This is a genomic window from Lactobacillus sp. XV31L, assembly GCF_059900865.1.
The window spans coordinates 14,524-39,411 of sequence record NZ_JBWXGC010000005.1; the positions used below are offsets into that span (position 1 = coordinate 14,524).

Consider the following 24,888-nt stretch of genomic DNA (forward strand, 5'->3'; position numbering starts at 1 on the left):
AGGGCAGGGCTCAATTTATTTACTGGCTTTTTGCTTGAATTATTTCAGTCAGATTGCTATACTTAACTTGTCGATTGAGAGATAAAGATTTACTAGTCGTAACTCTATGTTTCTCTTATATTTTTAGACAAACTGGGACAAAAAATGACAAAAGATGGGTCACAAATGTCCCGGCGGAAGGAGCGATAAGATGAACTCGGAATTTCCGGTGCTTGAAGCTCTCGTTCCTGATATCTTAAAAGTTTTTCGGCAAAGATACCTTGTTCTTGAGCAAGTATCGCTCCGTGCACCCGTAGGGCGTAGGAGTATTGCTCAGTCCTTGGGACTTTCTGAACGAAATGTGCGAACAGAAACGGACTATCTCCGTGATCTGGGCTTGATTGAAATCAAGAGTTTTGGCATGTTCATGACAGAAAAGGGTAAGAATATCCTGCAGAACGCAGCACCACTCATTGACCGCTTGTTTAACGCTCGTCAAACCGAAATTGACTTGGCGCATAAGTTGGGCATTGAACGGACAATTATTGTTCCTGGTGATAGTGACTTGCAAGAAATAGTGTACGAGAAAATGGGTGAAGAGCTGAATGCGGCACTTGACCTGCTCTTACCACTTGGGCATTCAATTATAACCGTGCTCGGTGGGGCTGCTCTTGCAAAGTCGGCGCGCAACTTGTCTAAAAATTTAAGCAAGAATCGACAACTAGAATTTGTGCCAGGTCGCGGGGCTCTGGGCGAAAATGTTGCTATTCAAAGCAACACGATTGTACAGGAGATGGCGGCCGAAACAGGTGGAAAATACAAGACCTTGTATCTGCCTGAGCAAGTTTCTTCGGAAGCTTACAAGTCGCTTATCCGTGAGTCAGCCTTTGCTGATGTGCTTGAAGACATCTCTAAAACAGATGTGGTCATTCACGGAATTGGGCTGGCACATGACATGGCGCGACGACGAGGGTATGACTCAGTTCGACTTTCAGAGTTGCGTGAAAAAAAGGTCGTCACCGAATGTTTTGGGTGTTTCTTCGATGGCGCTGGCAAGATTGTCGACCGCGTGCACCAGGTTGGCTTGCAGTTCGAAAATCTTAACAAAATACCCCACATATTTGCCTTTGCTTGTGGTGGCCGCAAGGCCGAAGCAATTGAAGCTTATATGCCTAATGCCCCTCATCAAACCTGGTTAATTACTGATGAGGGTGCCTCAAATAAGATTTTAAAGGGGAAGTAATTCTCATTTAAAATAATTGATGTTTACAGTTCTAAAATAGTTCTTAAGGAGGACTTTAGAAAATGACAGTTAAAATTGGTATTAACGGCTTTGGCCGTATCGGTCGTTTAGCATTCCGTCGGATCATGGATTTGGGCGAAAAGACTAAGGACATTGAAGTTGTTGCAATCAACGACTTGACTACTCCAGCATTGCTGGCTCACTTATTGAAATATGACTCAACTCACGGCACTTTTGACCATGAAGTTTCAGCTACTGATGATTCAATCGTTGTTGACGGTAAGAAGTACCGCGTATACGCTGAACCACAAGCACAAAACATTCCGTGGGTTAAGAATGATGGTGTTGACTTCGTTCTTGAATGTACTGGCTTCTACACTAGCAAGGCTAAGTCACAAGCTCACCTTGACGCTGGTGCCAAGAGAGTCCTCATTTCAGCGCCTGCTGGCAACGACTTGAAGACAATCGTTTACGCTGTAAACGATGACACTTTAGACGCAAGTGACAAGATTGTTTCAGCTGGTTCATGTACTACTAACTCATTAGCACCTATGGTTGACGCTTTGCAAAAAGAATTCGGCATCAAGGTAGCTACTATGACTACTATCCACGCCTACACTTCAACCCAAATGCTTTTGGATGGACCTGTTCGTGGTGGTAACATGCGTGCCGCTCGTGCTGCTGCAGTTAACATTATTCCTCACTCAACTGGTGCTGCTAAGGCTATTGGCCTTGTTGTTCCAGAATTGAATGGTAAGGTTAACGGCCATGCACAACGTGTTCCAGTTACTGACGGTTCATTGACTGAATTAGTTTCAATCCTGGACAAGAAGGTTACTGCTGACGAAATCAACTCAGCAATGAAGAAGTACGAAAGTCCTTCATTCGCTTACAACGATGACGAAATCGTTTCAAGCGACGTTGTTGGTATGACTGCTGGTTCAATCTTTGACCCAACTCAAACTATGGTAACCACTGCCGGTGACAACCAATTAGTTAAGACTGTTGCTTGGTACGACAATGAATACTCATTCACTTGCCAAATGGTTCGTACTTTGTTGAAATTTGCTACTCTTTAATCAATTGATTAACTTTAAGTAGTAAAAGAGAAGGCGGAGGGGAAATTCTTCCTTCCGCCTTTTTTTGAAGAGAAAATAATTGAGTTATCGGAGGATAAAGATGGCTAAATTAACTGTTTCAGACCTTGATGTTAAAGGTAAAAAAGTATTAGTACGAGTTGACTTCAATGTGCCGATTAAAGAAGGCGTGATTGGCGACGATAACAGAATCGTTGCTGCTTTGCCAACTATCAAATACATTATTGAAAATGGCGGCAAGGCAATACTGCTCAGCCACTTAGGCCGGGTAAAGTCTGACGCTGACAAGAAAGAATTGACTTTGAAACCAGTTGCTGAGCGTCTAAGTGAATTGCTTAAGAAAGCTGTAACCTTTGTTCCAGAAAATGAGGGCAAAGAAGTTGAAGATGCAATCAATCAGATGCAAGACGGCGATGTTATCGTACTTGAAAACACGCGCTTCCAAGATATTGACAATGACTTTGGCAAACGCGAGAGCAAGAACGACCCAACTTTGGGCCAATACTGGGCAAGTTTGGGTGACATGTATGTTAACGATGCCTTTGGTACGGCACACAGAAGCCATGCTTCAAACGTTGGTATTGCCCAAGCTATGAAGAAGGCTGGCAAGCCTGCTGCAGCTGGTTACTTGATGGAAAAGGAAATCAAGTTCCTTGGCGATGCAGTTGCTAATCCAGTTCATCCTTTCGTTACCATCTTAGGTGGTGCCAAGGTTTCTGACAAGATTGATGTTATTACCAACTTGATTCCAAAGTCAGACCACATTTTGATTGGTGGCGGAATGGCTTATACTTTCTTAGCTGCTCAAGGCCAAGAAATTGGCAAGTCACTCTTTGAGCCTGACAAGGTGGAATTAGCTAAAAAGCTGCTCAAGGACGCTGACGGCAAGATTGTTTTGCCGGTTGACAACCTAGCTGCGACTGAATTTTCAAACGACGCGGCTCGCAAGGTAGTAGAAGGCGACATTCCTGAAAATATGATGGGCTTGGACATTGGTCCTAAGACTATTGCCAAATTCAAGGAAATTTTGAAGGATGCTAAGACAGTTGTCTGGAATGGTCCAATGGGTGCCTTTGAAATGTCTAACTTTGCTGAAGGTACCTTGGAAGTTGGCAAGGCTCTTGCTGCCTTAACGGGTGCTACAACAATTATTGGTGGTGGCGACTCTACTGCTGCTGCTAAGCAACTAGGCATTGCACCGAAGATTACCCACATTTCTACTGGTGGTGGAGCTTCTCTGCAATACCTTGAAGGTAAGGAATTACCAGGAATTGCCTGCATTTCAGACAAGTAAGTTCTAACGAAAGGACGTTTAATATGCGTACACCAATTATTGCTGGTAACTGGAAGTTAAACATGAATCCTAAGCAAACCGCTGAGTTTGTTGCTGGTGTTAAGGATAAGTTACCTAGTTCAAGCAAGGTTGAAGCACTAATTTGTGCTCCGGCTGTTGATCTTGACGCCTTGAAGAAGGCTGCTGCTGGAAGTGACTTATTAGTCGGTGCCGAAAATGCCTACTTTGAAGATGAGGGAGCCTTTACTGGTGAAACTTCACCTAAAGTATTAAAGGAAATGGGCATTGATTACTGCATCATTGGTCACTCAGAACGGCGTGGCTACTTCCACGAAACTGATGAAGACATTAACAAAAAGGCCAAGGCTTTGATTGCTAATGGTGTAACCCCAATTATCTGCTGTGGTGAATCCTTAGAGACTCGCGAAGCTAACAAGCAAGAAGAATGGGTTATTGGTCAAATCAAGGCTGCCCTTGCTGGTCTGTCAAGTGATCAAGTTGCAAAGTCAGTAATTGCTTATGAACCAATCTGGGCTATCGGTACAGGCAAGACTGCTAGTTCAGACCAAGCTCAAGAAATGTGCAAGACAATCCGTGACACAGTGAAGGACTTGTACAATGATGAAACTGCTGCTAATGTTCGTATTCAATACGGTGGTTCAGTCAACCCGGGCAATGTTAAGGAATTAATGGCCAAACCTGATATTGATGGCGGCCTTGTCGGCGGTGCCAGCCTAAAGCCTGATTCATACCTGGCTTTGGTTAACTACCAAGACTAATTTTAACTGTTAAAAAAAGAAGCCTCTGCAAAAAAACAGGGGCTTTTTGCGTTTTTTGGCAACGGCAAGATGCATTGGCGCAGCTTTGAATACACCTGATTCCGAGGCATAATGAAATTATTCAATTTATTTTAAAATCAACGCTTGCTTTAATCTGGAAATAGTTGATAATTAAAATCATAATATTTTATTCAGGAGAACAAAATTATGAAACATGCAAAGATAATCACGCTCCTTGCGGCTGCAACCGTAACATTATCAGCTGGTAGTGTCGCAGTTAATGCAGCGCAACCGGTAGAAGCCGCTAGCGGCAAGCAAAGCAAGTACGGTTTTGCCAAAGCCTACACTTTTCCCAAGTCATGGCGGGGCAAGTGGTATAGTACCAGCAACTTAACACCAAGTCCGCTGAATTTCCACAAGACTTCTTTTGATACACCTTGGACCAATGTCAACGTTAAGGCGGTCAAAATTGGCAAGGTTAAGGGTACTAACAAGTACCCGTGGCAGATGCCTAGTGACTGGAAGGTGAAGAACAGCAAGGCCTTTGTTGATCACATGAGAGTAAGCACCCAAAAGATGCACGGCCGTAAGTGGATTGTTTTAAGTCCGGCTGATGAGAAGGCACGTACAGTCGGCTTTGCATACACTGTCAAAACGGAGAAGATTAATGGCAAGAAGCAACAGGTTCTCTTTGAGGCACTGCCCGACACAGGTGAGGTCAATAACCAGTACTTCCGCTCGGAGAAACTAGCCCAAGATTATGGTCAGTACCACTTTAAGGGAATGACTTACCGCCAGATTAGCCCGCGCTAAGAAAAAAGTCGTGACGATTAAGGTCGTTGCGACTTTTTATTTATAGAAAATTTAGCCATCACCGAGAATACACTAGGCTGCTTTTAAGCCTCTATACGCAATAAAAAACACATTCTGACAGATGCTTTCTGATATCACTCAGGATGTGTTTTAGTTTTTAATTGAAATTAACACTATACTTGCCACCAATCGGTGGGAAAGTTGGCAGGCGCAGAGGAGTAGTGTGCCACTGCGTGAAAAGAGTTGCACACAGTAAAATAAAAGGAACGTCTTCTGGACGTGCGATATCACAAGTTAAGACGACACCGACTTTTTTTACATCTGTCTTGACCGTTGCGACTTTTTTAAGACCGGCCAAGAACTTGTAGCTGCCCTTTTTAATGCTGCCAGTGACGAGATAGTTGAGTCTGGTAATATAAAACAAGTTAGTTGCTGGACTATTTAGCCGCTTAACCTTTACCAGAGAGTGGTTGACTACGTCGATTGTATATGAAGCAATCAGGCCGTTGCCATCGGTGTACAAACGGCCAATTTCACTGCCGCTGCGTTGTTTTAAATAAAGCGTATGGTTGGGATTGTCTAAATTGCCCTGGATAATGTACTTTATCTTGCCATTTTGATTAACGACTGGAATCTGTCCATATTCTCTTTCTTGGGTTAGTTCTAATAAATAGCGCATTAAAGCACCTCTATTCTTTGTTATTATTTTTGATAAATTGCTTTAAAATATATGCAACACCGTTTTCGTTATTTGACCTGGTCTCAATCTGTGCCAGCTGCTTGATTGCAGGTACAGCATTAGCCATTGCTACACCGGTGCCAGCATCCCGGATCATGCTTATGTCGTTCAAGTTATCGCCAATTGCGGCGATTTCTGCTTGCTTAATACCCTTTTTTTGGGCATAATTGAGCAGTGCAGGGCCCTTTTGCGCATGCGCATCATTGATCTCAATGTTGGCCGAAGCGCTTGATGTTACAACAACGCCGCCCAGAGCAGCAATTTCTTTTTTGGCTGCTTTAAAGGCATCCGGTCCCTTAGCATCAAAGGCAATCATCTTCATTACTTCTAGCTTGGAGTCGGTGAGCAGAGCGTCAAAGTCAGTAACCAGACTCATACTGAGCATGGCATTGCTACCAGCAGAGGTGGCCACTGCCTCTTTAAATGAAATATCTGGATTTAGCGCTACCAGCGACCTGGCCAAGTTGACGACTCGCTTACTGATGTCATGAGAATAAATGTGGTCTTTGGTGACAAGCTCAAAATAAATGTGGTGACGCTTGAGAATTGCTGCAATTGCCTGAGCCTTTTTGCTAGGAAGAACATGTTTGACCTGCAAGTGGTCGCTTGTATCATAGACCAGGGCACCATTAATATTGATGAAGCCGGTTTTTAAACCATAGCTCCTGATTGCCGCACGTGACTGCCGAGGGGCCCGTCCTGTGGCTACTAAGAACTCAATCCCATTTTTTTGTGCTGCCTGAATTGCAGCAACATTTTCTTTTGATACTTCTGATTTACTGTTAAATAGGGTCCCATCCAAGTCGCATGCTACTAACTTAATCAAGTAAAACCAGCTCCTTTCGCATCTATTACTTATGCTTTTGTTGTTTAAGCTACCAGTTTAATTATGTTTAAGCACTAATTAAAGAAGCACTTAAAAGTAGTAGTTTATTTTCACCTATATTCAATTTCATGATACCATAAAACTAGTGAAAGCGAGGCAGTTCAGATAATGAAAAAGTTTATTGGCAATGACTGGGATGAAGTTCTAGCGCCTGTCTTTGCAAGTGCTGAATACCAAAAATTACGGGAATTTCTAAAAAAAGAGTACGCAACCAAACAAGTCTTTCCTGACATGTATCATATTTTTACAGCTTTCAAGCTGACCCCCTTTGCCCAGACCAAGGTGGTTATTCTAGGACAGGATCCTTACCATAATCCAGGTCAAGCTACTGGCATGAGCTTTTCGGTGAATCCAGGAGTGAAATTGCCCCCTTCTCTGCAGAATATCTATAAGGAACTATATGATGATGTAGGATGCTTGCCTGTTAACCACGGCTACCTTAAAAAGTGGGCCGACCAAGGAGTGCTGCTTTTAAATGCTGTCTTAACTGTCCCTTATGGTCGTGCCAATGGCCACCAGGGCAAAGGCTGGGAGCAGGTGACAGATGCTGCTATTAAGGCTTTGAGTGACCGCGGTCAGGTCGTCTTTATTTTATGGGGACGATACGCTCAGAACAAGATGGACTTAATTGATCAAAATAAAAACTTTGTGCTTAAGTCAGCTCACCCAAGTCCTTTTTCGGCCGACCGTGGCTTTTTTGGCTCTAGGCCCTTTTCACGCTGCAATGCAGCACTCAAAAAATATGGTGAAATCCCCATTGATTGGCAATTGCCTGACCAGGTAGAAGAAGCAGATTTGGCATAGATAGGAATAAAATGAGTGTTTTTGAATTACTAAAAGAAAAGATAAAGAATGCGGGTAAAAAATACCGGCTTGTCTTTCCCGAAGGCGAAGACTTGCGGATATTAGAGGCGGCGAGCAGACTAGCGCAAGATAGACTAATGCAGCCCATTCTGCTAGGAAACCCCGACCAGATCGCCTATTTAATTAAGGAAAAGCAGCTCGCATTGACTGACTCCATGATAGTTGATCCCTCGTCTTATCAAAGCTTGGGCGAGATGGCCCAGGCCTTCATCCGGGCGCGGGGCAAGGATATCCCAGCAGACGAAGTGGGCCAAACGCTGCAAGACCCCAATTATTTCGGCACCATGATGGTCAAGATGGGCCTTGCCGACGGCATGGTATCTGGCGCCGCTCACTCAACGGCGGCCACGGTGCGTCCAGCCCTGCAGCTGATCCATGCAGCAAGCGGGATGAAGCGCGTTTCGGGTGGCTTTATTATGGAACGCGGCGATGAGCGGTATGTCTTTGCTGATTGTGCAATTAACCTGGATCCTGATAGTGCAACGCTGGCAGAAATCGCATATCAGTCGGTGCAAATCGCCCGCATGATCGATATTGAACCGCGCGTGGCCTTTTTGAGTTTTTCCACCAAGGGCTCAGCCCAAGGTAATATGGTCGATAAGGTGATAGAAGCAGCAAAATTGTTCAAAAAAGCCCATCCCGAAATCAAGGCCGATGGTGAATTGCAGTTTGATGCAGCCTTTGTCCCCGGTGTTGCTGCCAGCAAAGCACCAGATTCGGAAGTGGCAGGGCGTGCAAACGTCTTTGTTTTTCCAGAACTACAGTCAGGCAACATTGCCTATAAGATTACCCAGCGCCTGGGCAATTTCACCGCCATCGGGCCAATCTTGCAGGGCTTAGCACGTCCAGTTAATGACCTCTCGCGCGGAGCCAGCTCTATGGACATCTATAACATGGCAATCCTGACTGCTGCTCAAGCACTGACGGAGGAAGCGCAATGAAATTAGACGTTAATTCTCCCATAGAAATGAAAAATCTTGGTGGAGTGATCGCTGAGACGGCCCAAGCTCATGACCTGCTTTTGCTTAATGGCGACCTGGGAGCGGGCAAAACTACGTTGACCCAGGGCATTGGCCAAGCACTTGGAATTAGGCGCCCTGTTAAGAGCCCTACTTTTACGATTGTGCGCGAGTACCGTGAGGGACGTCTGCCAGTCTTCCACATGGATTTTTACCGGCTAGGTGATGATGACTTGTCCTCGATTGACCTGCGCGGCTATCTAGATGAGCCCGGACTCGTGGTCATTGAATGGCCTGCAGTGATTGCGGCAGAACTACCTGATAATTACCTCGAGCTAGTGATCAGGCGGGTTGATGACAGCTGGGACTCGACCAAGCGGGTGCTTGAATTTAAGCCCCAGGGCGAGCGCAATCAGCGCTGGCTTGATGATATTGGTCGTTCACTAAAGAAACAGCACCTGCGCAAAAATACGTAAGCTAGCTGATTGCTTCTGATAGTCAGGTTTAGTTAATTATTAAAATTAAAGATGTAGATAAAATGAACCCCGAAAGTTAGCCAACCTTCGGGGTTCATTTTAAATTTCCAGATCTTTGTAGTGTATTTAAAGTTAAACCTGATAGACCAAGTTCTTGAGCGCCTCATCGCCAAATTGCCTGTTTTGTGCGAGCAAGATGCCGGCGCAAGCTTCGCTGTCGCTTAGGGCGTTGTGGTGGTGCCAAAGTTCAACGTTTAATGCCTGCGAGACGGTATCGAGCTTGTGGTTCGGCAACTTAGGCTCGAACAGCTTGCTGGTCTGCAAGGTGTCAAGCACAAAGTAGTGCGGTTCTTGGATGTTATAGCGGGCTAGGGACTGGCGCATGACATTGGTGTCAAAGCGGGCATTGTGGGCACATACCAGCATCCCAGGCTGAAATAATTCTTTGATCTGGGGCCAGACTTCGGCCATTGTGGGCGCATCGCGAACATCTGCGGCTGTTATATCATGAATCTTGATGTTTTGTGCATCAAAGGGCATCTGGGGGTTGATTACCGTGTAGAAGCGGTCAACTACCTGGTTGTTGCGCACCATCACTAAGGCGAGCGAACAAGCACTTTCAGGATGACGGTTGGCGGTTTCAAAGTCCATTGCGGTAAAGTTCATTTTTTCTCCTCTTAAAAATTAATTTTAGTATAACATAGGATGAAGCATACGGCTGAATGCGGTAAAATAGAACAAGATACGTTAAAAGGGGATGAATACTTTGGAACTATTTAACCTTGAAAAAGAGGGAATAGAAGTAAAAAGGCAGGTCGCACTGAGCAAGTACTCGTTTACTGAAACAGGTGGACCGGCAGAATATTTGGCTTTTCCCCGCGACCAGATTGAGCTTGAAAAATTGGTAAATGCAGCCCGTAAGGATCAAATCCCCTTAACAGTGATTGGCAATGCTTCAAATCTGATTATTCGTGATGGTGGTGTTAGTGGGCTAGTGCTTATTTTAACCAAAATGAAGCAGGTTGTTGTTGATGGCAGCACAGTTACCGCCCAGGCTGGAGCTAGGATTATCGACACCGCCTTCACGGCAGCTGAGCAGGGCCTGAGCGGCTTGGAATTTGCGGCAGGCATTCCTGGTAGTGTTGGTGGTGCCGTCTTTATGAACGCAGGTGCGTATGGTGGTGAAACGGCTGAAATTTTTCAAAGTGTTAAAGTAATCACCCGTGCGGGTGAATACAAGACATATCACAATCAAGATATGAATTTTTCCTACCGACACTCGCTCTTGCAGGAAAATGGCGACATAGTAATTGCTGCGACTTTTGCACTAAAGCAATGTCCTAAAAACAAGATCCTGGCAGATATGAATTACTTGAATGCTCTGCGTCGCTATAAGCAGCCCTTGGAGTATCCGTCATGCGGTAGTGTCTTTAAACGGCCACCAGGCCACTTTGTAGGTCCTATGATTATTCAGGCTGGGCTCCAAGGCAAACAAATCGGCGGTGCCCAAGACTCAATGAAGCATGCTGGCTTTATTGTGAATAAGGGAGGAGCAACCGCAACAGACTACCTTGACTTGATTCACTTGATTCAGAAGGAAATCAAAGCAAAATTTGACGTGGACTTGCAAACTGAAGTAAGAATTATTGGCCAAGCAGTTGATTAGGGGGCGACTTCGCAAACAATGGAAAGAATACCTATGAACTTTAATTTTACAAATATATTTACCTGGAATCACCTCTCAACTATCCTTGATATCCTGATTATCTGGTTTTTGGTTTACCATTTGGTTGTTTTAATCAGGGGAACCAAGGCTGTTCAACTAGCCAAGGGGATCGTGCTGATCTTTGCTGTTCGCATAATTGCAGGTTTTCTGCAATTACATACTACCACTTGGTTGATTGACCAGATTGTTTCCTGGTCAGTAGTGGGAATCATTATTATTTTTCAGCCTGAAATCAGACGCGGTTTAGAACACCTAGGCCGCTTGCCAATCTTTGGTGGACGAGAAGATAGTGAACGGGACGAATCAATCAGATTCATTAACGAACTGGATAAGGCAATCCAGTATATGTCCAAACGCCGGATTGGTGCTTTGATAACTATCCAGCAAGAAACCGGACTTGATGACTATATCGAAACAGGTATAAAACTAAATGCCCACGTGACAGGTGAGTTGTTAATCAACATTTTCATTCCTAACACCCCGCTACATGATGGTGCAGTTATCATTGACAAGGACCATGAAATCGCAGTGGCTGCTGCATATTTGCCCTTGTCTGATAGCAGTATGATTCCCAAGCGGCTAGGGACCCGACACCGGGCAGCTGTGGGTGTTTCTGAGGTGACAGATGCAATTACGATTGTTGTCTCTGAAGAAACTGGTGGGGTAACAATTACCCGCAATGGTCGCTTTCTGCTTGACATGACTCGGGATGAATACATGAAGTACCTGACTGCAGAATTTGTTCCCAAGAAGACTACAACGGATAACTGGTACCAAAAAATTATCCGCAGAATTTGGAAGTGGGGTGCTGACCGATGAAAAATTTTTGGAAACAATCTTGGTTCGTCCGTCTCGTTTCGCTTTTGATTGCCATTTTGCTGGTGATCTACGTCAATTATACGCAAGAAGGTTTCTTAACTCAGGGGCAAAGCGACCGCACTAAGCAGACCGCCAACAAGACGCAGACGATTAAGGTACCCTTGCAGGTTTCTGTTGATACTGACAAGTATTATGTTATCGGATATCCGGAAAAAGTAAGCATTACTTTGGAAGGGTCAACGGCACTAGTTACTTCAACAGTCAATACACAAAACTTTCGGGCCTACATTGATTTGACCAACAAGAATATTGGCGAGCACAATGTCAGGGTGCGCTTGTCGGGGATGAGCAAGCAAATTTCTTATTCGATCAACCCTAAGAGCGTTCACGTTAATATTCAGCGTCGAAAATCAACCACAATGCCAGTTCAAATAGAGTATAATAAGAGTGCAGTGGCACCTGGTTATCAGGTGGGTCATTCAAGTGTTTACCCGCAACAAGTTGAAGTTACTGGTGCGCGCAGTGAAGTTGATCAGATTGATCAGATAGTGGCCAAGGTGGTGCTTCCGAATGCAATTGATCATACATATGAGCGACAAGTCAACTTGATGGCCGAAGATAGCAAGGGCCGTCAACTCAACGTGGTAATTGAACCAGCTACTGCCAAAGTGACAATTCCACTAACTATTGCTAAAAAGACGGTAAAAGTGGAATTAGAGCCTAAACACGAAAGCACAGAAAAAGTATATTCACTAACTGCTAAGAGAAACCATGTTACCTTATACGGCAACAAGGAAGCCCTTGGCAAGATCAAGAACTTGAAAGTCCCTGTGGATTTGAGCAAAGTTATGTCCTCAACTACCAAAATGATATCAGTTGACCTGCCACGCGGAATGGTTAAGTCTAATCCTGGTCAGATCAGAGTGGAAATCAAGGTTGAAGACCTCAATAGTTCTAAAAAAGCACAGAAAAATTAAAAAGGGAAGGTTGTTATTAAATAATGTTGAAGTATTTTGGCACAGATGGTGTCCGTGGTGTAGCTAACCAAGATTTATCTCCTGAATTAGCGTTTAAATTAGGCCGTGATGGTGGCTATGTTTTGACTAAAAACAAGTCTAAAGATGAACAAGCCCGTGTTCTGGTATCGCGCGATACCAGAGTATCAGGACAGATGTTGGAATATGCCTTGATTTCAGGTCTTCTTTCTGTGGGAATTGAAGTTTTAGAGACGGGCGTGATTACAACCCCCGGTTTGTCATACCTGGTGCGAGCCCAAGGCGCTGATGCCGGCGTGCAGATTTCTGCTTCTCATAATCCGGTTGAGGATAACGGGATTAAGTTTTTTGGTAGTGACGGCTTAAAGCTATCAGATGAAATGGAAGGTGAAATTGAGGCGTTAATTGACGCTAAAGAGGACAACTTGCCACGGCCATCAGCTCAAGGTTTGGGGTCGGTTACAGACTTCCATGAAGGCAGTGCCAAGTACTTGCAATTTATTGAAAATACCATTTCCGAAGATCTAGATGGTATTAAGGTAGTTGTAGATGGTGCTAACGGTGCGGCCAGCAGTCTCATCTCCCGTCTCTTTGCAGATTGCGGAGTCGATTTTACCACGATTGCCACCCATCCCAATGGCTTAAACATCAATGACCATGTTGGTGCTACCCATACCAAGAAGCTGCAAGAGGAAGTAGTCAAGCAGGGCGCACAATTGGGCCTGGCCTTTGATGGCGATGCCGATCGCTGCATTGCAGTAGATGAAATGGGCAACGAGGTTGACGGAGACCATATTATGTATGTTTTAGGCAGCTACATGGAAGCTGGTGGCCGCTTAAAGAAAGATACCATTGTCACTACCGTGATGAGCAACCTGGGCTTCACCAAGGCCTTAGAAAGACACGGCATCAAAAACGTGCGTACACAAGTTGGCGATCGCTATGTTTCTGAAGAAATGCGGGCAAACGGCTACAATCTGGGCGGCGAGCAATCTGGTCACGTGATTATGAGTGACTACCACAATACAGGTGACGGCATGCTGACCGGTCTGCACCTCATGTTGGTCATGAAGAAGACAGGCAAGTCGCTGAGTGAGCTGCTTGCGGACTTCAAGGATTATCCGCAATGTCTGGTCAACGTACCAGTCAAGGACAAGAATGATTGGAAGAAGCACCAGGCCATCCTTGACGTGATTAAAGAGGTTGAAAATGATATGAATGGTGATGGTCGCGTTTTAGTTCGGCCCTCTGGCACCCAGTCGCTTCTGCGGGTGATGGCGGAAGGCCCGACTCAGGAAGAAACAGACGCGTATGTTGAACGCATTACGGATGTGGTTGAAAGGGAAATGGGCATTTAACTCACCCAAAATAATTTTAGTAAATAAGCAAGCAATATATTTTGCCTGTTTATTTATTTTTGTTTAGGCTATATTTCGAGAGAATATCGAAATATAGCTTTTTACTTATATCCTAGTTGTCAAATGATTGCTCTTTCAAGTTTTAACTTTCTATGCAAAGTTAACATAATGTTCTATAATTAACTTGAAAACGCTATTTCTTAATTTTGAGGTGATTGTATGAATTTAAATAAAAAAATTATTTTGAGCTCAATTGCGGGTGTTCTTGCCCTTAGCCCGATTGTGCCTGCAGCTTTGAATCCAGTTTCTACTGTTGAAGCGGCAGGTGTTGCGACCCTGAAGCTTAATCATAATTCCTATGTTTACACTGCGCAGGGGCAGCGCACCTATTACAACGGCAAGAAAACGCTGAAGATGGGCACAAAAGTTAGCGGCACGAGTAAAATCACTACAATCAAAGGCAAAAATTATTACCCCTTGACTGGTGGGGCCTACATTAAGGCAGCCAATGTGGGCACAATCAACAGCGAAGTACAGCCGGGCAACCTGGAATTGAACTATAATTCTTTTGTGTACGATAAAAACGGGCGGCGCCTGCCCAAGTTTCGTGGCAGTAAAAAGAATACACACTTGCGTAAGGGCACGCCGGTTAAGTATTCAGGTACAGTTGAAAAGACCGAGCGCAACAGCAAGCAATACTTCTTGCTCGATGACGACAATTACAATCAGTCCTGGCTGCCGTATGAAAAGATAGGCGGCAAGTATTACTACAATGTCGGAGGCGGTGGCTATATTAATGCGGCCAACGTTGGTCAGATTGACAATAAGCCGCTCTACACAGCTGAAGCAACGGTAACATTAGCTAAAAGAAATAATTTTACCAAGTCAATTCAAATTGGCTATGGCAGGGAACAAAGAGCTGTTAAGATAGGCCAAAAGGTTAAAGTGGACCGCGTTGCTGTGAGACAGTATGACCCATCGAATGTTGCTTGTTTTCGAATAAGTGGCAGTCAAACGGGCTTTTTTGCTAAATCGTTAGTGCAGAAGCAACCTCGGCAAAAGCTATTGACTTTTACTAAGAATACATACATCTTGGTTACTAGCGATACTAATACATATGATATAAACGGAGAAGTCCGGACAAGTTCATTTCTGTCTAGCAATAAAAAAACGCCATTCACTAAGGGCGATAAGATTCCAGTAGATGAAGCTCTTTATCTTTGGTCGAATAAAGATAATAGGGCCGAACTTTACTACCACTTGGCACGCAATAATAGTATTACTAATCGAATATTTGTAGAGAATAATAAAGACAATATGACCTTTATTAAAGCAACGGCTGGACAGTATATTTCTGGTCCAAGACTAATCCCAACTAACACGGCAGAAGAGGCTAAAGCGGACGCTAAGGTGGCCGATAAGACTGATAAGACGGAACTGCAAAAACAAATTGATCAAGAGAAAATAGTTAAAGCTGAAGCAAATTATAAGCAATTTAGCCAACCCAGGTACGATGCAGCATTAGCATTAGCTAAAAAGGTTAATGCTTCACCTACTGCAAGCATTGCGGAAGTAAAGCAAACAACGCAATTGTTAAAGGAGCAGCAAAAGTTAGCATTGTTATCTGCTGAAGAATCGCTTATTTATGACACTATTGAATCAACTATGCCAGAATAAAGGATAGTTAATAATTTTAAAAAGTCCTTGGAGCAATCTGAGGATTTTTTTATCGTAAGCACGAACATATGTTTGCAAGTACGAACATATGTGCTATATTAATAGTGACTTCGAAGTCACATTAACTTGTTTCAATTACTATTTTTATTATTTTTACAGAAAGGGAAATAATTATGAGTAAAATTTATAATCCATTTATATCACAAAAATATAAATTAACTACAGGTCTAGTAAACGGACGTGGACTGTATCATAACGTTGTTCAAAAGGGAAATGTTGGCTCAGGCTATATCTATGCCTTGCAGCACCATAAGACTGATAACTATGTTTTTCGGGTACGACCGCAAGATCAAATTACGTATGGTGACGAGATTGTCAAGTTCTCAGGCGATTTAGCCGGGGGTCACACGCAGACTTGGGAATATGCCAATAAGCCAGGCTGTTGGTTCATTGGTACTAAGGGCAAGCCAGGTTCAGGTGGATATATGTGGGATACTCAAATTGCCCGGGTTCATATTCCATCTTTACCTAACTATACTTCAAATACCCAGCTGCCCCGTTTATCTCACCTAAACTTGGCTGGTGGTTTTGGCCTTGCAGGTGCAGATCTTGATCGGTCAGAAGCGGCAGTATCACCAAATTACCTCTATTTCTTAGTCTCTGTCATTGACAAAGCTGGGAATGGCTACTTCTCCTTGTATTACCTAAATGATATAAATAATGCACTAGATGCAGCTGCCACCACTAACGTTAATATTGGTACTCTGCCTGTAGTCAGAAGCTTTATGATTCCTGATATGACAAAATCTAATATTATTGGTTCAATTCAAGGAGTTGATTTGGACGATAACCTCAACCTTTATATTTCCAGTGAGTATTCACCTAACGCTGGCGCTACGCATTCAGAGCCGCGTCATATTTATAAGATTCCGTGGGGAACAACAACTCCAAGCATGTGGGAAGATGTAGATTTGAGCAATAATTACACCATTGATTTCGGTGGATACATAACAGAACTTGAAAGTGTTCAGGTTATTGGTGAAAATCACATTTATCTAACTGTTGCTTATCATGGATATTTAAGTGGCAAGTGGCGTACAGTAGCAAACCGCATTTATGAAGTTCAATGGTAATTTAAAGTAAGCATAGTTTCTAAATTCAGCTTTACCAAATTAATTAATTACTTTTAAATTTAACTCCGTATGGTAAAAGAAAGATTGAATTTTCAACCTTTCTTTTTTTGTTCGGTAAAATATAACTAAGTATATCGAATAAGAAGGATAGTTTGTAGATTATGATTGGGCACTTTAATTTAAGATGAATATGGAATGATTCATATGGACATTACAAGGAGGCAGTCCTTTTAGTTTGCTTTTGATTTTTTTGGTGTTGTATTAGTCAATGTAGCTTTGGTGAGACAAGTATTTACTGCAAATTTCGATCTTGTAATCACTTGAATATTTAGTCATGAAAAAAGTGCTCCTAATAGTCAGATTAATGTCTAAATATTATGGAGCACTTCAATAACGGAATACGACCTTAGCAAACAGGAATTTAGGAGTTCATTTCCAATAGGCATGTTTGCTACATAAGATCAGTGTAATTAATTAGCAATGGTAAGAACCAAGGGTTTTATAGTTTTGCTCAGAGACTGACTTCCAATATTTCAAAAGAAGCTAGCCTTTTTTATTTATGACAGTTGCTGGTCGATTCAAAATGAGGCCAATCCAGGTCGAGCAGCTTAAAAATTTTTTGTCCCGCTGCTTGGGATATTATCAGGCATTTTTTTATTAATATATACCAATTTTGATAATTTTACTTGACCAATTGTAGTTAATAGCATATTATTCTCCTATAATATTAAAAATATATTTAGCCCAAACTATAAAATTTAACTATACCAAAGGAGAATAATATGTGTGGAATTGTTGGAGTTGTCGGTAAATCTGCCCGTGATATTGTTTTAAATGGCTTATCTAATCTTGAATATCGCGGTTATGATTCTGCAGGTATCTATTTAAATGACCTGCAAGGCAATGAATATTTAACTAAGACTGCGGGTCGTATTCAAAATCTCCAAAATAAGATGACCCCAGAAGAGCAAGGAACAGTCGGGATTGGCCACACTCGTTGGGCCACCCATGGCCACCCAACTCGAGCTAATGCACATCCGCAATTTGACGAGACCAATCGCTTCTATATTGTCCATAATGGTGTAATCGAGAACTATCAAGAAGTCAAGAATCAGTATCTGCAAGGTGTGAACTTTAAGTCAGATACTGATACTGAGGTAATCGTTCAATTGATCAGCAAAATCGCCCGTCAAGAAAAGGTTGATGCCTTCACCGCCTTGAAGAAGGTTCTTGGTCTAATCAGGGGGTCTTATGCTATTTTGCTGGTTGATAATAATCATCCAGACCATATCTATGTTGCCAAAAACAAGTCACCACTAATGCTGGGTATTGGAGACGGATTCAATGTTATTGCTTCTGATGCACTGTCTGTTCTGGACCAGACTAAAACTTTTGTGGACCTGCAAGACGAAGAAGTTGGCGATATTAGCAAAAATTCCTATGCCCTTGAAACGCTTGCAGGAGAAAAAATAGAGCGGGCACCACGCAAGTTAAATGTGGATCCCAGTGCTGCTTCAAAGGGTACTTATGAGTTTTACATGCTCAAAGAAATCTGCGAGCAGCCGGGCGTTTTGCGCCACTTAGACCAGTTTTACCTGGACCAAAATGGTGAACCCAAGGTTGACGATGACATTATCAATGCGTTGGCGCGAGCTGACCGGCTTTATATTTTTGCAGCTGGGACTAGTTACCATGCTGGCTTGGTTGGCAAAACGCTTTTTGAACACCTAACCGGTATTCCGACTGAGGAGGGCTTTGCCTCAGAAGCTGGTTACCACTTTCCGATGATGTCAGCCCATCCCTTCTTTATCTTTTTGTCGCAATCCGGTGAAACCGCTGACTCACGAGTAGTGTTGCAGCAGGCAGTTAAGCGGGGCATTCCAAGCTTGACCTTGACCAATGTGCCTGGGTCAACACTGGCACGTGAAGCTAATTATGCAATGTCGCTTGAAGCAGGCCCAGAAATTGCGGTTGCTTCAACTAAGGCTTATACGGCACAGGTAGCACTTGAAGCAATCCTGGCCAAGGCTTTAGGTGAGCGTCGCGGCGTGCAAGCAGCCCAAGACTTTAAGCTGCGTGCGAACTTAGCTTTAGCAGCAGAAGGGATTGAGCAGGTGGTTTCCAGTCAAGATCAAATTGAAAAATTGGCCCGAGAATATCTTGTGCCTTCACGCAATGCCTTTTATATTGGCCGCGGAATTGATTATCCACTTGCTCTTGAGGCTGCGCTTAAGTTAAAGGAGGTTTCTTACATTCAAACTGAAGGCTTTGCAGCAGCAGAACTTAAGCATGGTACAATCTCTCTGATTGAAGAGGGCACTCCGGTGATTGCACTGATCAATGATCCTGTAACCAGTGACTTGATGCGTGGTAATATTCAAGAAGTGGTTGCTCGAGGAGCAAGCGTCATCACTGTTGCAGGCCGAGATTTAGCTAAGGAAGGCGATAATCTCGTTCTGCCTAAGATTGACTACTACTTGTCACCATTGATTGCAGTCGTTGTAACTCAATTGTTGGCATACTATGCTTCCAAGGACAAGGGATTAGATGTTGATAAGCCGCGTAACCTGGCCAAGAGTGTGACGGTTGAATAGGCTTCTTGAACTAAAAAACTCCTTCGGGTTGAATTAAGTCTATTACATTAAAATAATTAGTGAAAAAGTCGTAAGTCATTACGACTTTTTGTATAATGAAGGGGAGTAATGCAAAACTGGGGAGGAAAACTATTTTGTCAATTAAATTAATTGCGGTTGACTTGGACGGAACCCTGCTGACAAGCACGAACCAGATTCTACCTGAGACAGAAAAGTTGTTGAAGCAAGCCAGTGATCAGGGAATTAAAGTTGTCTTAGCGACAGGGCGTCCCTTGTCTGGCGTGCTGCCCTATAACCGGCAGCTAGGCTTGAGGGGTAAAAAGCAATACAACATTGTGTTCAATGGAGCCGTTATCCAAGACCTTGATGGCAATGTTTTAATGAACGAAAAAATGAATTATCACGATTTTACCAACATGAGGCGGTTGCAGCGCCTGGCTCATGTTAACCTCCACTTTGAGACGCCTGAGAGCTTTTGGACTTGCGATCGTGACTTGGGTGTTAGTCTGGCCGTCAATGCAGCCGTTAACAAAAATATCGTCAAGGTTCGCAAGGCTGAAGACATTCCCCAAGATTTTTCCTTTAACAAAGTAGGCCTCAGTGTCATGCAAGATGTTCAAGAAGTCGATAAGCTCTGGAACAATATACCAGAATGGGCCTTTGCCAAGTATGATATAGTACGCAGTTTTCCTGAAATTATTGAAATTAATATTAAAGATGCTTCCAAGGGCAATGCCCTCATCCAACTAGCTGACCGACTCAAGCTGGATCAAAAGCAAGTGCTGGTTTTTGGTGACCAGGGCAATGATGTTTCTATGTTTGCCAATCCTAATTTCACCAAAGTGGCTATGGGCAATGCTATTGGCGTGATTAAGGATAGCGCTGACTATGTGACTGATGACAATGATCATGATGGAATTGCCAAGGCACTAAAAAAGTTTGTGTTATGACGAAATGAGTTGATTATTATGACAAATAAGGTTAAAGAACACAACATTTCAGACGCAGAATGGGAAGTCATGCGGATCGTGTGGACGCTAGGCGAGATCCATACTGGCGAAGTGATTGACCAACTGCAGGCTAAGAAAAAATGGTCGGAATCAACCATCAAGACTTTAATGGGCCGTTTGGTTAAGAAGGGTCTCTTAAAAACGCGCAAGGATGGCCGCCGCTTTGTTTATACGGCTACTGTCAACCAGGTGCAAATGATGGTCCAGGTCACAAGTGAGATGATGAACCACATGTGTGATATGCACAAGGGTCAGGTCTTGATTGAGATTCTACAGGATATGCCGCTGTCTAAAAACGACATTGAGACTATTGAAAAGGAGCTTGATAGTAAGAAAGAAACAGCACCAGAAATGGTAAACTGCAACTGTTTAATAGTTGGTCAGCATGATTGTTGATGATGTAGTATAAGTGGGGAGAAAATTTAAATGAAGAAGTTTGCTAGTATTTTATTACGGCTTGTTTTTGTTGTGCTGGTTTGTGTAACTGGTTTTTTGCTAATGAAGAGTCCAGTGACCATCAACCAGCCTAACGTGCATAAGATGGCAAGAGTTACGCTCAAAGAGAACATCGATAAAAATGGTGATGCGCGCTTGAAGGCTTCATTAGAACTGGCTCAAAGTCTGGGTCTAGTCGACAAGCTGGTTGATCAACTGCCCCAAAAATATCACTTTGACTTGTCATATGCTAGCTTGTATGACTTGAGCAGCAGCTACCAGGAAAATGGGGAGCTAACTGCCAAGAATTTGAATCTCTCTGAGAAGAATGAAATTCAAAGGGCCGTGGCCACTGGAATGGTGGAAAAGGTGAATGACAGCTTAAAAGACAATTCTAAGGACATCAAAAAGGGAATTACCATCTTTCACTACTTTTGCTTGGCTTTGATTATTGTCTTTATCTTGGCTGCCCTTTTAGGACTCTTTGGCAAGTATCTGGCTTCAGCCTTGTTGCTTTTGGCCTCGCTGGGTTCATTTGGAGCATTGCAGTTTTATGCTAATAGTTTCGTTAATTATCTGCAAAGCGAGCTGGGCAAAGGGATAGTTTTGACGACTTCGCCATTGCTTTGGCTTGGATTAGGACTGGGCGTGGTGACAGCAATTATTTGGCTGCTGTGCGTTAAGCTAACGAAAAAATAACTAACTTATTTGCAAAATAAAACTTCTTACCAATACTTTGGCAAGAAGTTTTTTGGTATGGCTTTAATTACGGATCGAATAAGGCTAAGAACTAATAGCAGATTAGGCAAACCATGCCCACCAATAGCCAGATCTTGGCAGTATTTGTTGCAATTTTGAGAGAAAAAGATTAAGATGTTAGTTTAGTTAGCTTGCTAACTAAAAGTGAAGGAGAATATAAATGGAAAGAAAATTAGATGAAAAATTGATCTGTTCAATTTTTGCAGCAGGATTGATGTCATTTTCAGGAGTTTTGATTGAAACCGCCGGGAATGTTACATTTCCGGTATTGATGAAAGATTTCAATGTTAATATGGCAACTGTGCAGTGGATGACCACAGGTTATCTGCTGATTGCTTCAATTGTTATGCCGCTTTCAGCTTATCTGAAAAGAAACTATAGTTCGCGGCAATTGTTCGTTACAGCTTCAATCTTTTTCTTGCTGGGTTTAGTAATTGATGCCTCAGCAAAAACTTTTGCATTGCTAGTAATTGGTCGGATTGTGCAAGGCGCAGGAGCTGGAATTGCAATCCCGTTGATGTTTAATATTATTTTGGAAAGAACGCCCTTAGATAAAATTGGCTTGCTAATGGGCATTGGAACAATGATCACGGCTGTTGCCCCTGCTTTAGGACCTACCTTTGGCGGCCTAGTGGTCAACATGTTGGGCTGGCGCTACATTTTTATCTTCATGATTCCAGTGATGATTATTTCATTAGTTATGGGTCTGATCTCAATCGGCCGCGGTGCCAAGAAAGACAAGCGAACTAAGCTCGATGTAATAGGACTGATCAGCATAGCTGCAACCTTTACTGGCTTGATCTTGGCCTTCAGCAATCTAGCTCAGGTTTTGCAACAACCTGTGCAGTTCTGCCTGCCGCTGATTATTGGCGTTATTGCTTTGGCGATTTTTATCAAGCATTCATTGCAGGTGAAAGAACCCTTAATCAATATTCGTGTGTTCAAAAAGATGAAGTTCACATATGGCTTGTGTGCCTATTTTATTTTTCAAATTAACACGCTAGGCCTATCTTTTATTCTGCCAAACTACGTTCAGATAGTTAACAAGTCAGCTGCCATGACAGCTGGTTTATTGCTTTTGACTGGTGGCTTGATTGGAGCAATTGCTTCTCCAGTTGGCGGCCGCTTGCTTGATAGTTATGGTCCGCGCAAGCCAATTATGGCCGGTGCAGCTTTTGAATTGCTGGGTGGCATTTTATTTTGCCTGTTTGCATCTGCCTTTACTTCAGGAGAAATCATCCTGTTCTATACGATCACGATGTTGGGAACCGGTTTGGTCATGGGTGACACAATGACGGCGTCCATTAATGAGCTTAGTCCAGATGAAAATACTGACGGCAATGGCTTGTTTAACATGGCCCAGCAATTTGCAGGTGCAGTGGGGACGGCAATCGTGTCTACCATCATGCAGTTTACCCAGCAGATTAGTTCTAAAACAACAGCTGCAGGCAAGTTGATTGATGGTGCACAAGCCGGGGTAATCTTTTTGCTTATTTTGGTAATTGTTGGTGTATACTTGCTCTATAAGGCCACTAAACCTGTAGAAAAAAAGGATTAACAATGAAGAGACTAGGATTGATTTTGCAGCGTGTTCAAAACACCTTTAACCGCAACCTTGATTCTTATGCCAGGAGTTTGGGCTTGACCGGGATGCAGATGCTGATTATTGAATATTTCACTTCTTTTGCGTCTCAACATGCAATCTACCAAAAAGACATTGAACGTGAATTTAATATTAGAAAGTCCACAGCAACTAATATTTTGCGTCTGATGGAACAAAAAGGTTTGATTGTTAAAAAGATTGATTCCCAAGATTCACGGTTAAAGGCAATTATGCTGACAGATAAGGCGATTGAACTTGAAGAAAAGATTACCGCTTACATTACTAATTCTGAAGAGAAGACTGCTCAAATACTGGGACAGAAAACTAAGACTGAATTGATGGCAAATTTGCAAAAGCTCAACGAAGCCTTGTCATAAAAATAAATCAATCTAAAACGCCAGTCGTTGTTAATTAAAGCAGCGACTGGCGTTTTGTTATGTCTTAAAAATTGACTATCGTTCATAATTTGGAGCTTTTTTGGTGATTTGGACATCATGAGGATGAGACTCGCGTAAACCAGCATTGCTGATCTTGACAAATTGAGCCTTGTCAATTAATTCATTAATTGCAGCTGCCCCCACATAGCCCATACCAGAGCGCAAGCCCCCAATAATTTGAAAAATAATGTCGGATACGTCGCCCTTATACGCAACTCTAGCTTCAACGCCTTCAGGCACGAGCTTGTTGGCTTCGTTCACGCCGCCTTGGAAGTAGCGGTCTGAAGAGCCATGGGCTTGGGCCATTGCACCTACTGACCCCATACCCCGGTATGTTTTATATTTCAGGCCATCGCTTTCAAAAATTTCTCCTGGTGCTTCGGTTGTTCCTGACAGCATGCTACCAAGCATAACTGCGTTGCCGCCAGCGGCAAGGCCCTTAACAATGTCACCGGAATACTTCATTCCGCCATCAGCAATAATCGGCTTGTGATATTCACGAGCTGCAGTTGCGGCATCGTAAATGGCTGTGACTTGCGGCACGCCCACTCCGGCAACTACACGAGTCGTACAGATTGAACCAGGACCGATGCCGACTTTGACTACGTCAACTCCGCTGTCAAAAAGTGCTCGTGCTGCATCGCCCGTTGCAATATTGCCAGCGATTAGGGTAACGTGAGGAAAGTGCTTGCGGATTTCTATGATTTTGCGCAAGACACCGGCGGAATGTCCATGTGCCGTGTCGATAACAATTGCATCTGCTCCATTTTCAAGGAGAGCCTCTGCACGGTCAAAGGTATCGCTGGTTACGCCAACGGCAGCAGCAACTAGCAGGCGGTGTTCTTTATCTACTGCGGCTTTGACAATATCAGTGGGAACAACTACGCTTTTAACATTGGATACTTCGCTGGCTTGAGCATTGATTGACATGTTTTTGTGAATTACGCCCAGACCACCTTGCAGGGCCATTGCAATTGCCATCGAACTTTCAGTGACAGTATCCATTCCAGCGCTAATTAGTGGGATCTTGAGCTTGAGGTTGGGGGCTAGTTCTGTTTTCAGATCAACTTCATTAGGTAAAACGTGACTCTCAGCGGGAATTAGTAAAACATCATCAAAGGTTAAACCTTCTTTAGTAAATTTTGTTGTCCAATTTGACAATTCCATGCACACTCCTTTGTAAATTCTTTGACTACAAATTTATTTTACTTTA

General features: G+C 43.2%; 24 protein-coding genes. 20 read left to right on the forward strand and 4 right to left on the reverse strand.

The genetic code is table 11. From position 1 onward, the window contains the following. The first annotated feature begins 190 nt into the window (after positions 1 to 190). The 5 genes from AC2JF7_RS04355 (at position 191) to AC2JF7_RS04375 (ending at position 5,205) form a co-directional block, all read left to right on the forward strand. The gene (locus AC2JF7_RS04355; RefSeq protein WP_500727419.1) at positions 191 to 1,222 is read left to right on the forward strand and encodes a sugar-binding transcriptional regulator; all 1,032 of its coding nucleotides are present in this window, start codon (positions 191 to 193) and stop codon (positions 1,220 to 1,222) included. A gap of 62 nt (positions 1,223 to 1,284) precedes the next feature. Beyond that, positions 1,285 to 2,301: a type I glyceraldehyde-3-phosphate dehydrogenase gene (gene gap / locus AC2JF7_RS04360; RefSeq protein WP_500727421.1), complete on the forward strand. Its 1,017-nt coding sequence runs from the start codon at positions 1,285 to 1,287 to the stop codon at positions 2,299 to 2,301. 100 nt (positions 2,302 to 2,401) lie between these two features. Further along, positions 2,402 to 3,613 (forward strand): phosphoglycerate kinase, encoded by a 1,212-nt coding sequence (locus tag AC2JF7_RS04365; RefSeq protein ID WP_500727422.1) that lies wholly within the window; start codon positions 2,402 to 2,404, stop codon positions 3,611 to 3,613. Between the two features lie 23 nt (positions 3,614 to 3,636). Next, on the forward strand, positions 3,637 to 4,392 hold the full coding sequence (gene tpiA / locus AC2JF7_RS04370; protein ID WP_500727424.1) for a triose-phosphate isomerase: 756 nt from the start codon (positions 3,637 to 3,639) through the stop codon (positions 4,390 to 4,392). 207 nt (positions 4,393 to 4,599) lie between these two features. After that, complete coding sequence (locus tag AC2JF7_RS04375; protein WP_500727426.1) at positions 4,600 to 5,205, forward strand: hypothetical protein; 606 nt, start codon at positions 4,600 to 4,602, stop codon at positions 5,203 to 5,205. Positions 5,206 to 5,362: 157 nt separating this feature from the next. On the opposite strand, the gene AC2JF7_RS04380 is transcribed toward AC2JF7_RS04375, so the two are convergent. Continuing rightward, positions 5,363 to 5,884, reverse strand: a complete 522-nt coding sequence (locus AC2JF7_RS04380; protein ID WP_500727428.1) for an LURP-one-related/scramblase family protein — start codon at positions 5,882 to 5,884, stop codon at positions 5,363 to 5,365. Between the two features lie 10 nt (positions 5,885 to 5,894). Next, positions 5,895 to 6,770: a Cof-type HAD-IIB family hydrolase gene (locus AC2JF7_RS04385; RefSeq protein ID WP_500727430.1), complete on the reverse strand. Its 876-nt coding sequence runs from the start codon at positions 6,768 to 6,770 to the stop codon at positions 5,895 to 5,897. Positions 6,771 to 6,938: 168 nt separating this feature from the next. Here AC2JF7_RS04385 and AC2JF7_RS04390 point away from each other — a divergent pair, with 168 nt between their 5' ends. Genes AC2JF7_RS04390 through tsaE form a run of 3 tightly spaced genes read left to right on the forward strand, consistent with a single transcriptional unit; the run spans position 6,939 to position 9,129 of the window. After that, on the forward strand, positions 6,939 to 7,634 hold the full coding sequence (locus AC2JF7_RS04390) for a uracil-DNA glycosylase (protein WP_500727432.1): 696 nt from the start codon (positions 6,939 to 6,941) through the stop codon (positions 7,632 to 7,634). An 11-nt stretch (positions 7,635 to 7,645) separates the two neighbouring features. After that, on the forward strand, positions 7,646 to 8,635 hold the full coding sequence (gene pta, locus AC2JF7_RS04395; RefSeq protein WP_500727434.1) for a phosphate acetyltransferase: 990 nt from the start codon (positions 7,646 to 7,648) through the stop codon (positions 8,633 to 8,635). Beyond that, positions 8,632 to 9,129, forward strand: a complete 498-nt coding sequence (gene tsaE / locus AC2JF7_RS04400; protein ID WP_500727436.1) for a tRNA (adenosine(37)-N6)-threonylcarbamoyltransferase complex ATPase subunit type 1 TsaE — start codon at positions 8,632 to 8,634, stop codon at positions 9,127 to 9,129. Before pta ends, tsaE begins: the two co-directional genes overlap by 4 nt. A gap of 132 nt (positions 9,130 to 9,261) precedes the next feature. Here the strand turns inward: tsaE and AC2JF7_RS04405 are convergent, their stop codons facing one another. Further along, entirely contained in the window at positions 9,262 to 9,795 is a 534-nt protein-coding gene (locus tag AC2JF7_RS04405; protein ID WP_500727438.1) for a 3'-5' exonuclease, read from the reverse strand. Between the two features lie 100 nt (positions 9,796 to 9,895). Here AC2JF7_RS04405 and murB point away from each other — a divergent pair, with 100 nt between their 5' ends. From murB to AC2JF7_RS04465, 12 genes are all read left to right on the forward strand, one after another. Then, positions 9,896 to 10,795 carry a UDP-N-acetylmuramate dehydrogenase gene (gene murB / locus AC2JF7_RS04410; RefSeq protein WP_500727440.1) on the forward strand — a complete coding sequence of 300 codons (900 nt, stop codon included), beginning with the start codon at positions 9,896 to 9,898 and terminating at the stop codon, positions 10,793 to 10,795. Between the two features lie 33 nt (positions 10,796 to 10,828). After that, on the forward strand, positions 10,829 to 11,674 hold the full coding sequence (cdaA, locus tag AC2JF7_RS04415) for a diadenylate cyclase CdaA (RefSeq protein WP_500727604.1): 846 nt from the start codon (positions 10,829 to 10,831) through the stop codon (positions 11,672 to 11,674). Beyond that, complete coding sequence (locus AC2JF7_RS04420; RefSeq protein WP_500727442.1) at positions 11,671 to 12,651, forward strand: CdaR family protein; 981 nt, start codon at positions 11,671 to 11,673, stop codon at positions 12,649 to 12,651. Before cdaA ends, AC2JF7_RS04420 begins: the two co-directional genes overlap by 4 nt. Positions 12,652 to 12,674: 23 nt before the next feature. Then, positions 12,675 to 14,027: a phosphoglucosamine mutase gene (glmM, locus tag AC2JF7_RS04425; protein ID WP_500727444.1), complete on the forward strand. Its 1,353-nt coding sequence runs from the start codon at positions 12,675 to 12,677 to the stop codon at positions 14,025 to 14,027. A 219-nt stretch (positions 14,028 to 14,246) separates the two neighbouring features. Continuing rightward, positions 14,247 to 15,704 (forward strand): SLAP domain-containing protein, encoded by a 1,458-nt coding sequence (locus tag AC2JF7_RS04430; protein WP_500727447.1) that lies wholly within the window; start codon positions 14,247 to 14,249, stop codon positions 15,702 to 15,704. 173 nt (positions 15,705 to 15,877) lie between these two features. Next, positions 15,878 to 16,837: a helveticin J family class III bacteriocin gene (locus AC2JF7_RS04435; RefSeq protein ID WP_500727449.1), complete on the forward strand. Its 960-nt coding sequence runs from the start codon at positions 15,878 to 15,880 to the stop codon at positions 16,835 to 16,837. Positions 16,838 to 17,619: 782 nt separating this feature from the next. Then, complete coding sequence (gene glmS / locus AC2JF7_RS04440) at positions 17,620 to 19,431, forward strand: glutamine--fructose-6-phosphate transaminase (isomerizing) (RefSeq protein ID WP_500727451.1); 1,812 nt, start codon at positions 17,620 to 17,622, stop codon at positions 19,429 to 19,431. A gap of 134 nt (positions 19,432 to 19,565) precedes the next feature. Further along, positions 19,566 to 20,381 (forward strand): Cof-type HAD-IIB family hydrolase, encoded by an 816-nt coding sequence (locus tag AC2JF7_RS04445; protein WP_500727453.1) that lies wholly within the window; start codon positions 19,566 to 19,568, stop codon positions 20,379 to 20,381. A gap of 15 nt (positions 20,382 to 20,396) precedes the next feature. Beyond that, on the forward strand, positions 20,397 to 20,837 hold the full coding sequence (locus tag AC2JF7_RS04450) for a CopY/TcrY family copper transport repressor (RefSeq protein ID WP_500727605.1): 441 nt from the start codon (positions 20,397 to 20,399) through the stop codon (positions 20,835 to 20,837). 30 nt (positions 20,838 to 20,867) lie between these two features. Next, the gene (locus tag AC2JF7_RS04455; protein WP_500727455.1) at positions 20,868 to 21,575 is read left to right on the forward strand and encodes a hypothetical protein; all 708 of its coding nucleotides are present in this window, start codon (positions 20,868 to 20,870) and stop codon (positions 21,573 to 21,575) included. A gap of 220 nt (positions 21,576 to 21,795) precedes the next feature. Further along, on the forward strand, positions 21,796 to 23,193 hold the full coding sequence (locus AC2JF7_RS04460) for a DHA2 family efflux MFS transporter permease subunit (RefSeq protein ID WP_500727457.1): 1,398 nt from the start codon (positions 21,796 to 21,798) through the stop codon (positions 23,191 to 23,193). A 2-nt stretch (positions 23,194 to 23,195) separates the two neighbouring features. Next, positions 23,196 to 23,615, forward strand: coding sequence for a MarR family winged helix-turn-helix transcriptional regulator (locus AC2JF7_RS04465; RefSeq protein ID WP_500727459.1), 420 nt, complete (start codon positions 23,196 to 23,198; stop codon positions 23,613 to 23,615). Between the two features lie 75 nt (positions 23,616 to 23,690). Here the strand turns inward: AC2JF7_RS04465 and guaB are convergent, their stop codons facing one another. Beyond that, complete coding sequence (gene guaB, locus AC2JF7_RS04470; protein WP_500727606.1) at positions 23,691 to 24,836, reverse strand: IMP dehydrogenase; 1,146 nt, start codon at positions 24,834 to 24,836, stop codon at positions 23,691 to 23,693. Positions 24,837 to 24,888: the final 52 nt, after the last annotated feature.